Raw genomic sequence first — 15,255 nt, forward strand, 5'->3', positions numbered from 1 at the left:
TTTGACTTTGCCACTCTTCAGATGTACGGAGCTTGTTCAAAACTCAAATAGGATTCCTATAATTAACATAGTTACATATATTACCGCCTACCTATCTTAAATGTAAGTAATTTTATTTGCCCACAAAAAATTGTCAGGGTGTAAATATTCTAAAATTTACTTAAAATAACCAAAATTCTTGCTGATCCTTTTTAAAGGAGATTAGTATAATTAAAGCCAATCAAGGTATATGCTTGCTATGTTATTTAAATAATCCGATCTGACTTCATTCAGCAATCAAGTGCAGCGACAGATGAATTGACCAACAAGCAAACTTCCGATTTGGGCTACTAATTATTGTATGTATATTATAGCACTTAGTACTAAAATATTAGTAAGTAGTATTTTAGCGCTGCTACCCTTAGAAGCGTGGATTCACAAAACTTCTGTTTAGTAGGTGCAGCATTTGAGTGCGTAACGCATCCTAATAAAAGCTGTAAGTTATTACAAGGCTTTGCAAATGATTAGACCACAAATCGTCGGGTGGGCAAGTTGTCATTCAGCAATAGTTAGGAACAATTTAATGAAATCTTTAGTGTGTAACAATGAAGCAGCAAGGCTTGAGGCTCTGCGTCAGTACCAGATTCTCGACACTCCACCAGAAGAAACATTCGACGATCTAGCGTTCTTAGCCGCACAGATTTGTAACACACCGATCGCCTTGATTAATCTAATTGACGCTAACCGTCAGTGGTTCAAAGCTAAGGTGGGGTTAGATGTACAGGAAATGCCACGAGATACGGGGTTCGGCTCGATTTGCATGGAAAGTGGCGAGGTTTTGATTATTCCTGATACCTTAGTTGATGAACGATTTGCTACCAATTCTCTATTCAGTTATGCTGAACTTTGTGTGAGATTTTATGCAGGCGTACCTTTGTTAGCACCAGGAGGAGAAGCGATCGGGACTCTGTGTATAGTTGATCGCCTACCACGCCAAATCAGTTCCAAACAGGTAGAAGCATTGCAAAATCTTAGCCGCGTGATAGTTAGACAACTAGAGTTCCGGCGGAACTTAGTTGAACTAGCAAGCATCAAACAGAAATATAAAGAGGCACAAGAAGCATTACACCAAAGCGAATCTACTTTGGGCAGTTTGTTTAACAGTTCACCGATGATGATGGGAATTGCCGAGTTGCTAGATAATGACATCCGGCATATTTCAGATAACCCCGCCACAGCAAAATTCTTTGGACTCACGCCAGAAGCAATGCAAAATCGCCTAGCGCGAGAGATGGGTGCAACAGATAAGCGTGTATCCGAGTGGATTCATCACTACCGTCAAGCAGAACGCACTCAATCACCAGTCAAGTTTGAATATTCTGACGATACTCCCCAAGGTCAAAGATGGGTGTCAGCGACAGTCTCAGCAATTGCGGTAAGTTGCGGTAGCCGTCCGCAATTCGCCTATGTGGCTGAGGACATTACCGAACGCAAGCAAATAGAACAAAAAATTCGCGAGCAAGCGGCATTGCTGGATATTGTCAGTGATGCAATTGTGGTGCAAGATTTGTCTAACAAAATTTTATTATGGAACAAAAATGCTGAGAAACTTTACGGTTGGAAGTCAGAAGAAGCTATAGGCAAGCAGTCAGATGAACTTTTGTCCACTGAATTTTTGTCGCAAAACCTAGAAGTTTGTCAGACTGTCTTAAAGGATAGATATTGGCAAGGTGAGTTCCAGAAAACCAGCAAATCTGGCAAAAAACTGATCATTGAAAGTCGCTGGACGCTGATAAATGATCAACATTCTCAAACCAAATCAATCCTTACCGTTGATACTGATATTACCCAGAAAAAACAACAAGAAAAAAAGATTTTACATGCTCAACGCATGGAAAGTATAGGCACTCTTGCTAGTGGCATTGCTCACGATTTAAATAATGTGTTATCACCAATTTTGATGTCAGTGCATCTGCTCAAAGCTAAAACCGACGATCAACAGATTAACCAGATGCTGTCAATAATAGAAAGTAATGCCAAACGTGGTGCTGATTTGGTAAAGCAAGTACTGTTATTTGCTAGAGGAATTGAAGGTGATGTTCAAGGACAAGTCGCTACGCGTCAACACACCCTGCTTCAAGTCAAACACCTGATTTTAGAAATGGAGCAAATTATCTCACAAACATTTCCCAAATCAATCGCAGTATGCATAGAAATTCAGGAGGAGTTGTTACCTATTTGTGCCGATAGTACCCAACTGCATCAGATACTAATTAATTTGTGTCTCAATGCGCGGGATGCCATGCCTACAGGCGGAACTTTAACAATATCTGCTGAGAATATTTGGATTGATGAAACATATGCCAGTATGCATATAGAAGCTACAGTTGGTGCTTACATTGTCCTGACAGTTGCTGATACAGGGCTTGGAATCAACAGTGAAATATTAGATAGAATATTTGAACCATTTTTTACAACAAAAGAGTTGGGTAAAGGTACAGGACTTGGGCTATCAACAGTAATGGGAATTATTAAAGAACACGGTGGTTTGATCAAGGTGTCAAGTTGTGTAGGCAAGGGGACAAAGTTTAAGGTGTATTTGCCAGCAGTTAATCAAGTTCCAATTCAGTTGTTAGAAGATATAGAAATACCAACTGGATCGGGAGAATGTATTTTGATTGTAGATGATGAAGCTGCTATTCAAGAAATTACTAAAACATCCCTAGAAAACTATAATTACACAGCAATTACTGCTAGTGATGGTATGGAAGCATTAGCAATTTACGCCCAGCATAAAGATAAAATTAGTGCCGCAATTATTGATATGATCATGTCGAATATGGATGGAGCAACTACCATTCGCACATTGCAAAATATCAATCCGTTATTGCCGATTATTGTTGTCAGTGGACTTGCAACAAGTGAACAAGTACCAATCGACAAAACATCTGAACATACAGCCTTTTTACCCAAACCTTACACAACGCAAGAATTATTGAAAACTCTACATGCAGTTATTAGTCAATAGTATAATCTGCATTATCTAGACGATCGCAGTCATATTTACCTTTAATCTCTTGATTGAAAAAGCTGCCAATTGAATCAGAGGAATGTAAATCTTCCCAAGTATCTTTGTCTACACCTAAGTACTGATAAACAGCTCCACTTTGAAACTCAACTTGCAAAATGTGTTCGTTGCGATCATACCCTACACTCATGGCCATTGAGGAGATAACTGGTAGCATCACAATTGGTTCTTCTTCTAAGGGTAGTAAAGTCGTTTCAGCGATAACCTCATTAAGTTCTTGCAATCCTTCATAAGCTTGTATCGGCGCGGGAATTTCCAAAAACTCCAGTTCATCACCTCGATCGAGCAACAACTGCAAATATCCCTCAGAGTGAGCGATCGCTACTAAACTGCTCAAGTCTACCTTAGATAGCTTCATTTATTTTGTGCCTGTTGGCGTAGTCGTAAATGTTAAAGTTTTATGCAACACTGAAGTGCTTTTATAGTACAAATATACTATAAAAGCACTTCGCTGTCAAGTTTTTTCACTAAGCGAGAATTTACAGCAATTTTCGTCTTAAATAGACCACGCGGTAGGGGCACAGAATGGAATTCGCGGCTTAAGAGAACTATTGCTTTCTCCTAACTACTCAACGCCTTTAAGAACCGTTGCAAACTCTTAAACACACTGGGCTTTCTCTGTGGTGTCGCATCTGTTGTTGTTTGTGGTTGTCCTTTTGAAAGGATGAGATCCAAATCATCACCCGATGGTTTTGTGGGTAATTCGGCAATTCTTTGATATTCGCCGCCGGTTTCCAGCCAAACTTCCCACTGTCCTGGGTAGCAGCGATATAGGGCACTTTGATCGTCGATGGGGCGCAGGTAATAACAGGATTCAATGGTATTGGTGAAACGCTCACGAGTTTTCCTTGCTGAATAACCAATGCCCACAACCCCGGAATCTTCTAAGCGGGGATTTAAAAAGACTACAGGGCGATCGCCTATTTCTTCACATAACTTTTCTAACTGCGGTACTTCTACGGAAGTGGGGGCAATGAATAAGAAAATTTCATCCTCTGGCTGAATTTTTGTCTGCAAGGAAGCAGCCCTACCCGTACCAATATCCGAAATCTGAAATGGTGCATCTGCCCAATTGCGGCGGGCTAAGGCCGCAGCCCCAGCGTCAGCAAAGAAAATCTTCAAACGGGAATCATATTCTGTAAACACGGGTAGAAATTGTTCTGCCACCGGCATATACTTGAGTTCTGGGAACAGGAACTCAACTTGTAAACGAGTACAGCCATTTGCCAGGGCAGCTTGGACGGCTACACGAGATTGGGCGATCGCATCTTCAAGACTATTGGGAAGTTCGCTCATGGTTTATATGTCACTTTAGCATTACTTCCATTGTTTCAGTATTAGCTCTGATTTTGGCGTTGCTAAATTTGAATATGAATAATTTGATCTTGATATGGGAACCTTAAAAATAAAGTATTGATATCAAGGTTTTTCATGAAACCTGTTTTGCGTAAAGGTAAATTAACAAGATGGAAGGATGACAAGGGTTTTGGCTTCATTCGCTCCAGTGATGGCAGTCAAGACGTTTTTCTTCATATCACTGCACTTAAAGAAACAAATCATCGTCCACAAGTTGGTGATGTGATTTGCTATCAGCTAACGGTTGGTAAAGACGGCAGAATTCATGCTTGCAATGCCTTCATTGAGGGAGTTGTATCCAAATCTATACCGATAACCTCATCTTTGGCAATCGTGAAAGAAACATTCCAGCCTCAAGCAAAATCTTCTTTAATGTTCGAGGTAGTGCTCTTATCTTTATTACCAGGTTTAGGAGCAATGCATTTTGCATTGACTACTTTCAACCCAATTCCTCTGATTCTGTATCCTGTAATGAGTTTTATTACCTTTGCACTGTACGCGGATGATAAATCTCGTGCAAAGCAGGGGCGTTGGAGAGTACCAGAAAAGAGATTACATTTGTGTGAGTTCATGGGTGGATGGTTGGGAGGATTCATCGCCCAACGAAGATTACGTCACAAAAGTAGGAAGGTTTCATACCAAGTTGTATTTTGGGTAATAGTAGCTATTCATCTTATATTTTGGTTGGATTGGCTTTTCTTCGGGAAAAGACTGGTGGGTTTATTTCTCAGCGTTGTTTTTAGAGGGTAGCAGAAAACTTTTGCAAAACAAACTGCTCAGTCGAGATTCCCTGACTGCTTGCCCATTTTTCAATTTTCTGCTGAAGTTGAGGAAGAAAGTTTATAGGAGTAAACGCAAAGGTGCTTCACATACCAATTTTAGGAGTGCGTAGGCGTAGCCCGTCGTAGACATCGCATAGAAGACACACTTCAGAATTTTACCTGTTAGTAAAAGACCCATTTAAGGCTTTCAGCGACAGTTATATAAAGCGCCAATCAGATAAAACCTAGATATTTTGATACGCGATAGCCAAGCCAAATCCCCACAAGGCCACCAATGACACCCAAGAATATCGAGGTGAACGATAGCAAACTTCCACCCCACAATGCAGGGATGTAGCTGCCAATCGTAGAGCCAAGAAACATCCCAATTCCAATGATGGTTTTACTCATTCAAGAAAAGCCTTAATCAAAAGTAATGAAAATAAGTCATGCTTGAACTCCTTTATGACTCAAAATATTACCTTTTGGGAAAAAACGTAGTTTTTCACTTTCGGCCGCGTTACTGATTAGATGTATGAATCTTGTTGTAGAGACGCAAAATCATTGTGGTAAAAGCGTAAGCGCCACGGACACTTACTTTTCCTGTTAGGAGACGCTCTTGCTAGCTTGTTTAAGAGTAGGGGTACAACCGGGGAAATCCCAGCAACGCAATTTTATGACACATAGCCTATTCACAACTACTCAACCCAATTTTCTAATAGGAGCGTAGGAATACGAGAAAACTCTCCCACATTATTGGTGACGAGGGTAACTCCTAAACTCAGCGCATGAGAAGCAATGAGCATATCCATTGCACCAATAATAAGTCCTCTACTTTCGAGATCGCTTCTGATGCTGCCGTAAATCGTTGCAGATGCTTGATTAAATTCGACAATTTCTAGAGGTAGCAGAAATTGCAGCAGGGCGATGCGGTTTTTCTGTTGCTGTTGGACGCTAGTTGCTTTAAGTCGGCAAAGCCGCCCAACGCACTAGCTCCTTTTAGCAACTCCATATTCGAGTTCAGCAACGGTGATGGAGGAGATACCGATATCATAAATGCTAAGGGTTTGGAATTTATCCAGTACTTTTTGGGGTTTTTGCTTGATGAGGTAAATGCAGATATTGGTATCAAGTAGGTATCGCATTTAAAAACTTTCTCTAGTATCAATAACTGGCTGATCTCTAGAATTCATGAAGTCATCGGAGAAATTATCTAGACTATCAATGAGGGATTCCCAAGGGTTGTCTTTGGCAATCAGGACAATGGCGTTACCAATTTTTTTGATGTAAACTTCAGTCCCAGTAAGTTGAAATTCTTCGGGCAAAATAACGATTTGGTGAGTGCCATCAGTGGTGAGTTTAGCAGTGTTCATGGTGGTGTTTAAGGATTATTAATACATAAACCAAAACATGGGTTATGTTGCTGATATTGAATTTCTACAGAAATCAGAACGGCACACGCGAATTTTCTCATTCTTTTGATTAACTGTCAGCATCATCCCTCGTGTTCCACACCGAGGACATTCGGAACCAGTTATTTTTCTCTCTTCAAGTAGTTTGATTGAGTGATTACAGGAGTGACACTGACGGTAACGCTTGTTAGACGGACTAACTTTCATTCCTATCGTGCCGCATTTTGGGCAAATATCGCCTTGAGTATAAGTGTTGCTGTGTTGTGTTCCACTTCCACAGTGAATACAGATGTAATAGTTCTTTTCTGGTGACTGGTATCTGCTTTCTCTACTATCAATTATTTCACTGCATCCCCAGCAGTCGTTTAAATAAATATTATGGTCATGACTTTCTCCCTGTTTGCAAGAAAAAACTGTAACTATAAATCTAGCACTAAATTTAGAATATTCTATATTGTGTGGCATTATATCTTCACATACAGAACACTTAAGTCTTAAGCGAATTTCGTTAATGCGATTAATCCACCCTGATAGTTTTGGTAAGTAATCCTCCGGTCTTTTCAAATCAGGCATAGATGGCACAATATCTACTGCTTTAAAAAGTTCTAGTAAAGACCAGTTTTTCCAATCTTGTGAACATTCAGCAGATAAACGCGCTCCATACAAACCAAAATTTGAATTTGACCTTCTGTTTGGTTCAAATAAATTACTGCTATAAAACTCCACACTAATTTAATTTGATCTTCTGGAAGCAAAAAATGGAATGATTTAAGGATTGGTTCTTTGTATTTTACCCATTCTGGAAGTTGGTCAATTAATTTTATACGTTTTTCATTGGAAACATCATTAATCACATTTCCAATTCTTTGGATGAAATCTTGATTTTCTAATTTATATTCTTTTTTAAGCTTTGATAACAGGATTAACATTTTTTCTTTTGGCGGCAGAAACTCTAATATTTCATCCCATCTTTTAACGCTCTCTGGTAGTTTAGATAGCAAAAATTAAAGTTCATCACTTGAAGATTTAGCAAGTATTTTTGCATGGATATAGTTTTAGCATTTTCACTAATATTAGTGTTCAGCCTTTCCCTCAGAATAGTAATTTGTTCAAGAGCAGGTAGGAATTTTAAAATTGCGTCGTGAGATTTAACCAAATCCTTGTGTCTAAATATAGAAATTAGTTTTGTGATATTTTCTTCTGTTGAATCTTCAAGTATCTCTGCAATTTTAAAAATATTATCTTGATAATTTATCAGGTAAAAGTTGTAAGCATAACTCTAACTGCTTATCATATGGTAATATTTGTCGAATATTTCGAGCTTGATAGTGCAGTAGAATAGCCTATGGTATGTAATCTAAAAAACGTTTCTTTTGCCACGGCAGAAAAATTTTTAACTTTTTATACGCTAATGAAACAGCTTCTTCGATTGAGTTATTGTTGAGATATCCCCAAAATGCCAAGGCACAAAATTTAGGATCGCTATGTTTCAAGCAGCATTCAATAATATCTGAATCTTCTTCTTCACTTAAATTAAGTAAATGTAAATTACTTGCTCTATATCCGTTGCCATATATTCTTAATTCAAACTTTACTAGTGTTCCTTCTTTTAAATCAAATTCTGAACAATAAATTTCTGTTCTGTGCACCCATATATCATCTCTTCCCTGACATTCTACAAATTCATAATCATTTATTTGACCTGTTTGATTGTTGAAACCACCAAACCATTTAATTTTGCCAACTTCTTTAAATGACTCCACCACTCCAACTTGTCTCATAGCGCACCTGTGTTTAACTAGCTTATACGGCTAGTATTCCCACAGGTATGCGATTTGTCACACTTGTTTTAACGCTTAACTAAAGATAAATCCGGTGTTAGCCTTTGCAAAACTTGCTTCAATACCATCACTGTCCAATCTATATCAGCTTCGGTGGTATCACGCCCCAATGTGATCCGAATTCCCCCCAAGGCAGCTTTTTCGGAATAACCCATCGCTAACAATATCGGACTAGGGCTAAGTTTACCACTGTGACAGGCAGCACCAGCACTGATGCCGATGCCAGCAAGGTTTAGCTGTCGTACCAAGGTTTTACCGCTAAGTTTTTTCCCATCGGCGTTTTGTAGGCACATGCTGACATGGTGAGGTAAACGATCGCAGCCATCCCCTGTAGCAATTAAACCAGGAATCTCAGCTAATTGGGCAAAGGCGCGATCGCGTAACTTGATTAACCGTGGTGTTTCTGTAGCTAATTCTTGGGCTGCTAATTCTGCTGCTACACCAAATCCCGCAATTATCGGTACTGCTTGCGTGCCAGAACGCAATCCCATTTCTTGTCCACCACCACCCAGCAAGGGCATCAAATCCACACCAGGACGCACGTACAACGCCCCTGCACCTTGTGGGCCATATATTTTATGACTGGAAAGGCTAAGTAAGTCTACGGGGAGTTGTTGCACATCTATAGGTAAGCGTCCCGCAGCTTGCACCGCATCTGTGTGGAACAAAGTACCATGCGATCGCACAATTTTACCCAGTTCTGCGATCGGTTGCACAGTTCCGACTTCACTTTGACCGTAAATCACAGAAACTAAGACTGTGTTATGTCGCAATGCGGCTTTTAAATCTAGGGGATTGACTCTGCCTTTAACATCTACAGACAAGCGCGTAACTTCCCAACCCCACATTTCTAGCAACCGGACTGTCTCAGAAATTGCGGAATGCTCAACGCTGGAGATAATTAGATGTTGAGGAACAGCATATAACCGAGCCACACCCATAATTGCCAAATTATCTGCCTCAGTGCCACCAGAGGTAAAAATGATCGATTCAGGACTGGCGGCGTTAATTAAACCAGCAACTTGGACTCTGGCTTGTTCCACAACCGTTGCAGCCCGTTGCCCCCACTCATGTAAGCTAGATGGATTGCCCCACTGTTGAGTGAGGACTGTTTGCATAACTGCGATCGCTTCTTTTCGAGTGGGTGTAGTGGCACTGTAATCTAGATAAATTTGCATATAACCGATAATGGTGAGAACACAGGTTGATAGTAAACTGCTGATCTTGTCAGCATATACAGTTTGAGTCAACAAATCCTGAAAAAATCTCTGTAATTCTGCGTCAAGCAGTAGATTTTTCCCTTGGTTTGGAAAGCTATTTCTCTACTTAATTCAAAACACAAGATTTTGGGAATGATAAATATATCCACTCCCAATCCACTTTTAACAGATTACAGTGCAACTTATCTCTAGACGAAGATATTTTTTATATATCTTTTTACTGATATTCTCTCTCCCTGGTTGTCAACGAGTCCAATCCTACAATCAGCGTCCAGCACCCTTACCACAAGACCCGTTAGTTCAAGTTTACTTTAACCATTCTGAGTCTTCTGAATACAAAGAAGCTTACCGTCAGCAAACTCGCCTGGGGGATGATTTAGAAAAACAGATTGTCGATGCTATTTCGCACGCTAAATCTTCAGTAGATGTGGCGGTGCAAGAATTACGTTTACCCAGAGTTGCCCAAGCATTGGTTAATAGACAAAAAGCTGGGGTAAAAGTCAGGATCATTTTAGAAAATACCTATAGCCGACCTTGGAGTAGTTTAACATCTACTGAAGTAGGTAAGTTAGATAAAAGAGAACAGGAACGCTATCACGAATTTCGCCAATTTGTCGATATTAACCAAGATAATCAACTCAGCCCAACCGAAATCAATCAAAGAGATGCTTTGAGGATTTTGCAGAATGCCAAAATTCTCTGGATAGATGATCAAGCAGATGGTTCAGCCGGTAGCAGTTTGATGCATCACAAATTTGTGATTGTGGACGATCGCATTGTAATTATCACTTCGGCCAATTTTACTTTAAGTGATACTTCTGGTGATTTTACAAATTCTAGCAGTTTAGGGAATGCAAATAATTTATTGCAGATTGACAGCCCGGAATTAGCGTCTTTATTTACAGAAGAGTTTAACATCATGTGGGGAGATGGCCCAGGAGGTAAGCCGGATAGTCGATTTGGTTTAAAAAAGCCAATGCGTTTACCTAAACAAATAACTTTAGGTAACACCCAAATTACTGTGCAATTTTCGCCTACTACTCCAACTCAACCTTGGAGTAACAGTAGTAATGGTTTAATTGGTAAAAGTTTAGATTCAGCAACCAAATCTATTGATATGGCGTTATTCGTATTTTCTGAGCAGCGTCTTGCCAATATTTTAGAAAAACGCCATGAACAAAGTGTGCAAATTCGCGCTTTAATTGAACCACAATTTGCCTATCGTCCTTATAGCGAAGCATTGGATATGATGGGGGTTGCTCTGAGTAACAAATGTAAATATGAAGTTGATAATCATCCTTGGTCAAATCCAATTACTACTGTAGGTGTACCTGTGTTACCTAAAGGTGATTTATTGCATCACAAATTTGGTGTTATTGATACTCAAACAGTAATTACAGGTTCTCATAATTGGTCAAATGCTGCTAATAGTGGTAACGATGAGACACTTGTAGTGATTGAGAGTCCGATAGTTGCTGCCCATTATGTACGAGAATTTGATCGTCTTTATACCAAAATTAAACTGGGTTTACCACCAGGAATTCAAGAAAAAATTAAATTAGAACAAACACGGTGTCCCCAGATAAAAACTTCTTCATCAACTGAGCTACAAGCAATTAAAAAAGTAAATATCAACACCGCAAGTCTAGAATAATTAGCAACTCTCCCTGGTGTGGGTAAGAAGTTAGCACAGAGGATAATTATTAGCCGTCAACAGCAAAAGTTTACATCTTTAGAAGACTTGGAACGAGTTTCAGGAGTTAGTGCGAAGACGCTAGAAAAATGGAGTGAGCGCGTAATTTGGTAAGGGCACACAGCTAGCTGTGCGCCCCTAGTATGGTTTGTATTCTAGGTAGTTAAAAACATGTAAGATTACAGAAATGCGATATTTAAACGCGATCGCTAGCTAAACCAGTCAAACTGCGGGAATGCCCATTCTGAGAAAATCGTTCTGCTATTATTTGCTGATAAACCGCCTCATAGCCATCAGTCATGTGCTTAACGCTGAAAAGATTTTCGACATGCTGACGACAGGCATAGCGGTCTAACTCTGTTACTTGGTCAATAGCACTGATGCACTCTTGAATATTATTGCAGAGGAAACCCGTCTTGCCGTGGTAAATTACCTCCTCAGTAGACCCCAATTTGATTGCAATCACTGGCGTACCCGAAGCCATTGACTCAACCATCACCAATCCAAAGGGTTCTCGCCAAGTGATCGGGAACAGAGTTGCTACCGCACCTCCCATCAGAGCATTTTTTTGAGCATGGTTGGCTTCACCCAGATACTCAATTTGCTCACCGTCAATCAGTGGTTTGATTTCCTTCTCAAAGTATTCCACATCAACGACATCTATCTTACCTGCCATTTTCAAACGCCAACCAGCTTGTTTGGCAATTTGTATTGCTAAGTGCGTTCCCTTCTCTGGAGATATCCGACCCAAAAACGCCAGGTAGGGCGGATCTTCTGGTTGGGAGTGAAACTTATAACTGCTGACATCAATCCCGTTGTAGACCGTTGCTATAGAGTTCAACCCTAACCTTGGTTCTCGTTGTGCATCGGAAATATTCACGTAGGGTTGTTTTTTAGCAAAACTAAATATCTTTTCGTTGTCAGGGGTAAAAATACCGTGCAACGTGTGAACCGTAGGGGTTTTGACGAGATTTGCGTAAGTCAGTGCTCCATGCCCTACATGGGAGTGAATAATATCAAACTCTTCTGCCCGTTCATATACCGAAGCTAGATTTAGCAATTCGTAAATGCCGTAATCTTTGATAGTAGCATCGAGTCTGAGGGCACGGGGATGAACTGACGTTAGTGTTCCCAGACTAATAGAATCTCCCGATGCAAATAAAGTTACTTCGTGTCCGCGTCGGACTAATTCATCGGTTAGTAACCCCACTACTAACTCTACACCACCATAAGCTGGAGGTGGAACTCTCTCCCACAGTGGAGCTATTTGAGCAATTCGCATCACAAACCTCCTAACAAATAAAACTCGAATTAGAAGTTTTTTTTTCTGTTGTTGGAGTGCTTCTAATTGATTCACTCTGCATCAGAAAGTAACTTCAGATACTAAGCTTATTAACAATTTCCTTCAAATCTTATGCTCTTATTTCTATCTTTTTCGTCTATCCTAGTACGGAAATTACCCACTCCTAAAGAGGTAAATCCATCTAATTTATTAAGTTTTGGTGATTTGGTACAATTTAAAATACAGATTTTTTTATTAAGGATGAATTTTATTTAATCGTCAAAATCTCACCTTAATGATGATATTGGACTAAAAAGCTGTATTATCGCCGGTTAATTATCTGATTTTCAAATGTTAATTCAAGAATAAAGTGTGTAGCCACTTTTTGGGCGGCTTTCCGTACCTAAAGGAAAACCGGGAGCCGCCCAAAGGGTAGATTTTCATAAGATAGGGTAGTTTGAAATCCTTTGCCACATCCTCCAATCTATTGCCAATAGTAAGAGAGTTAGAATTATCCTGGGTGATTTCTGCATTGGTATAAGCATAAGAAGCGATCGCCTTCCAGCCTGGTAAAATCTTACCTGTAATATCCAACTCAATCCCCTGACTTGTTTGCTCTCCTATCTGAATAAGCCGCATTTCTCACAAACAATAAGGTTATTTTTATACAAATCCTAAGAAAAGATTCCCTGCATTTTGAATCAAGCACCTAATTCAGAACTCGTAGGAAATCGTTGCCTGCACATTAAACGGTGCGCCTGGATAGACGAGGGTTCGTCTTGTAGCAGTCTCATAGTATTCCACGTCAAAAAGATTATTCACGTTGATACCAACTCTCCAGTTGTCTCGGCGGTAAAACAAGGCAGCATCAGTACGGACGTAACTGGGAACTTGGAAGTTACTATTGGGAAACTCGCCTTGCTGTTGGTCCACAAAGACTAGCCCAAATCCAAAGCCTAATCCTTTGTAGTCACCGCTTTGAATTTCGTAGGTTGTCCACAGGTTCGCCGCATTTTTGGGAACGTTTTGCAAAAGTTCACCCACTGGAATATCATTGTCTTCGGTAACTCGCGCATCGGTATAAGCATAGCCTGCAATCATATTCCATCCCGGTAGGATTTCGCCCCCAATGGTGAATTCAACTCCTCGGCTGCGCTGCTCACCGATTTGGATCTGGAAATTGATAGGATCAACAGGGTCACTGGTTAGCACATTGGTCTTAGTAATTTGAAAAGCAGCTAACGTGGCAGATAGAGTATTAGTGATGTCTGCTTTGATGCCGACTTCGTATTGGTTGCCCCGCTCTGGCTCAAAGAGTTCTTGTAGTATTAAGGTAGCGATCGCACGACTGAAAGCGTTGGATGATTAGACAATCGCTTCTGTGATTGGCGATGCCTCTGGCAATCACTCCGATATACGCACTAGCAAGATCGCTATATTTGACAATGCGATCGTAACCTTCAGTGTTGTAGACAACCTCATACTGCTTGCGGCTTTCTATATGCTGTTGATGGTATTGTGCTGATGTAATTATCTCCATAGCCTTTGACTGCTCAACCACAAGTATCTTTAGTATCTTGCAGAATGGCGACTTTATTTTTAGTCGAAGCAGTGATCGCTCACCCTACCATTTGTGCTAATTCTAGTAATAAGGTGGGAAAAAGGTTCTTAACACATTAGAGGATATATGGATATCTACACCCACATGTCGTGTTTGAGGAAAGTTAAATCATTGACTTTTTACATAAAATATGATATTTTATGTTGCTATCAATAAAAATCAAATATAAACATGAATATCTCTCCATCTCTCAAAAAACCGCGTGTCTCATGGCAAGCGGTTTTCTCACTGCTGATATTTGTGTTCATGTACCTACCTATACTGGTACTTGGCTTTTATAGCTTCAATCAGTCGCCCTATAGTGCAACTTGGCAAGGATTCACTCTCGATTGGTATAGCAAGTTGTTTAGTGACGATCGCATCTTATCAGCTTTGCAAAACAGTATGATCGTTGCTGGTTGTGCAGTGGGAATTTCAGCAGTGCTGGGAACTTTAATGGCAGTTGGGTTGGCGCGTTACGAATTTCCTGGTAAGAAATTGTATCGCGGTATTGCTTACCTACCGTTAATTATTCCCGATATTGCGATCGCAGTGGCTACCCTGGTGTGTTTAGCAGCCTTTGCAATACCTTTAAGTTTGGGGACAATAGTTGCAGCCCATGCGGTGTTTTGTCTGGCTTACGTCGGACTTGTGGTTGCTTCCCGACTGACTAATTTAGATCCTCACTTAGAAGAAGCAGCACTAGATTTAGGCGCTACACCAACCCAAGCATTCATCAAAGTATTGCTACCTCAATTAATGCCTGGTATTGTAGCTGGTTGTCTCTTGGCTTTTGTCCTCAGCTTAGATGATTTTCTGATTGCCAGTTTTACGGCTGGTAGCGGTTCTAACACCCTGCCCATGGAAATTTTTAGCCGCATTAGAACAGGAGTTAAACCTGATATTAATGCTCTTAGTGTGATGTTAATTTCAGTATCTGCGATCGTTGCTCTTGTCGCTGAATTAATTCGTGCTTCTGGAGAGAATAAAACTTTCAAATAAGAGTTGCAATTGCCAATAGTA

The 15,255-nt window shown here is 40.2% G+C and carries 13 protein-coding genes and 2 pseudogenes; 4 read left to right on the top strand and 11 right to left on the bottom strand.

The genetic code is table 11. The features are described 5' to 3' along the window. Positions 1-562 precede the first annotated feature (562 nt). On the top strand, positions 563-3,007 hold the full coding sequence (locus PUQ00_RS04870) for a PAS domain S-box protein (RefSeq protein ID WP_300413711.1): 2,445 nt from the start codon (positions 563-565) through the stop codon (positions 3,005-3,007). Here the strand turns inward: PUQ00_RS04870 and PUQ00_RS04875 are convergent. After that, a complete protein-coding gene (locus PUQ00_RS04875; RefSeq protein WP_300413713.1) occupies positions 2,997-3,425 on the bottom strand; it encodes a KTSC domain-containing protein in 429 nt (142 codons plus the stop codon). The genes PUQ00_RS04870 and PUQ00_RS04875 overlap by 11 nt on opposite strands. A 203-nt stretch (positions 3,426-3,628) precedes the next feature. Continuing rightward, entirely contained in the window at positions 3,629-4,363 is a 735-nt protein-coding gene (locus tag PUQ00_RS04880; protein WP_300413715.1) for a DUF1995 family protein, read from the bottom strand. Between the two features lie 135 nt (positions 4,364-4,498). Between PUQ00_RS04880 and PUQ00_RS04885 the strand changes: the two genes are divergently transcribed. Beyond that, the gene (locus PUQ00_RS04885; RefSeq protein ID WP_300413717.1) at positions 4,499-5,173 is read left to right on the top strand and encodes a cold shock and DUF1294 domain-containing protein; all 675 of its coding nucleotides are present in this window, start codon (positions 4,499-4,501) and stop codon (positions 5,171-5,173) included. A gap of 709 nt (positions 5,174-5,882) precedes the next feature. Here the strand turns inward: PUQ00_RS04885 and PUQ00_RS04890 are convergent. The 5 genes and pseudogenes from PUQ00_RS04890 to PUQ00_RS04910 form a co-directional block, all read right to left on the bottom strand. Further along, positions 5,883-6,329: pseudogene (locus tag PUQ00_RS04890) on the bottom strand (type II toxin-antitoxin system VapC family toxin). After that, positions 6,330-6,557, bottom strand: coding sequence for a type II toxin-antitoxin system VapB family antitoxin (vapB, locus tag PUQ00_RS04895; protein WP_300413719.1), 228 nt, complete (start codon positions 6,555-6,557; stop codon positions 6,330-6,332). Between the two features lie 644 nt (positions 6,558-7,201). Beyond that, entirely contained in the window at positions 7,202-7,597 is a 396-nt protein-coding gene (locus PUQ00_RS04900) for a hypothetical protein (protein ID WP_300413721.1), read from the bottom strand. A 342-nt stretch (positions 7,598-7,939) separates the two neighbouring features. Continuing rightward, positions 7,940-8,377 (bottom strand): cold shock domain-containing protein, encoded by a 438-nt coding sequence (locus tag PUQ00_RS04905; protein ID WP_300413722.1) that lies wholly within the window; start codon positions 8,375-8,377, stop codon positions 7,940-7,942. A 68-nt stretch (positions 8,378-8,445) separates the two neighbouring features. Beyond that, entirely contained in the window at positions 8,446-9,615 is a 1,170-nt protein-coding gene (locus tag PUQ00_RS04910; protein WP_300413865.1) for a cysteine desulfurase family protein, read from the bottom strand. A gap of 217 nt (positions 9,616-9,832) precedes the next feature. On the opposite strand from PUQ00_RS04910, the pseudogene PUQ00_RS04915 reads away from it, so the two are divergent. Beyond that, positions 9,833-11,464 (top strand): annotated as a pseudogene (locus PUQ00_RS04915) (DUF655 domain-containing protein). Positions 11,465-11,546: 82 nt separating this feature from the next. Here PUQ00_RS04915 and PUQ00_RS04920 read toward each other — a convergent pair. The 4 genes from PUQ00_RS04920 to PUQ00_RS04935 all read right to left on the bottom strand — a co-directional run bounded on the left by PUQ00_RS04920 (position 11,547) and on the right by PUQ00_RS04935 (position 14,172). Then, the gene (locus PUQ00_RS04920) at positions 11,547-12,632 is read right to left on the bottom strand and encodes a glycosyltransferase family 4 protein (RefSeq protein WP_300413724.1); all 1,086 of its coding nucleotides are present in this window, start codon (positions 12,630-12,632) and stop codon (positions 11,547-11,549) included. 354 nt (positions 12,633-12,986) lie between these two features. Then, entirely contained in the window at positions 12,987-13,271 is a 285-nt protein-coding gene (locus PUQ00_RS32705; protein WP_334739387.1) for a TonB-dependent receptor, read from the bottom strand. 75 nt (positions 13,272-13,346) lie between these two features. Beyond that, complete coding sequence (locus PUQ00_RS04930) at positions 13,347-13,973, bottom strand: TonB-dependent receptor (RefSeq protein WP_335029572.1); 627 nt, start codon at positions 13,971-13,973, stop codon at positions 13,347-13,349. Then, positions 13,942-14,172 carry a hypothetical protein gene (locus PUQ00_RS04935; RefSeq protein ID WP_300413726.1) on the bottom strand — a complete coding sequence of 77 codons (231 nt, stop codon included), beginning with the start codon at positions 14,170-14,172 and terminating at the stop codon, positions 13,942-13,944. Before PUQ00_RS04935 ends, PUQ00_RS04930 begins: the two co-directional genes overlap by 32 nt. Before the next feature lie 252 nt (positions 14,173-14,424). On the opposite strand from PUQ00_RS04935, the gene PUQ00_RS04940 reads away from it, so the two are divergent. Next, positions 14,425-15,234, top strand: coding sequence for an ABC transporter permease (locus PUQ00_RS04940; protein ID WP_300413728.1), 810 nt, complete (start codon positions 14,425-14,427; stop codon positions 15,232-15,234). The last annotated feature ends 21 nt before the right edge of the window (positions 15,235-15,255 follow it).

It is taken from the genome of Nostoc sp. S13, from assembly GCF_029379315.1.
Lineage (GTDB): Bacteria > Cyanobacteriota > Cyanobacteriia > Cyanobacteriales > Nostocaceae > Nostoc.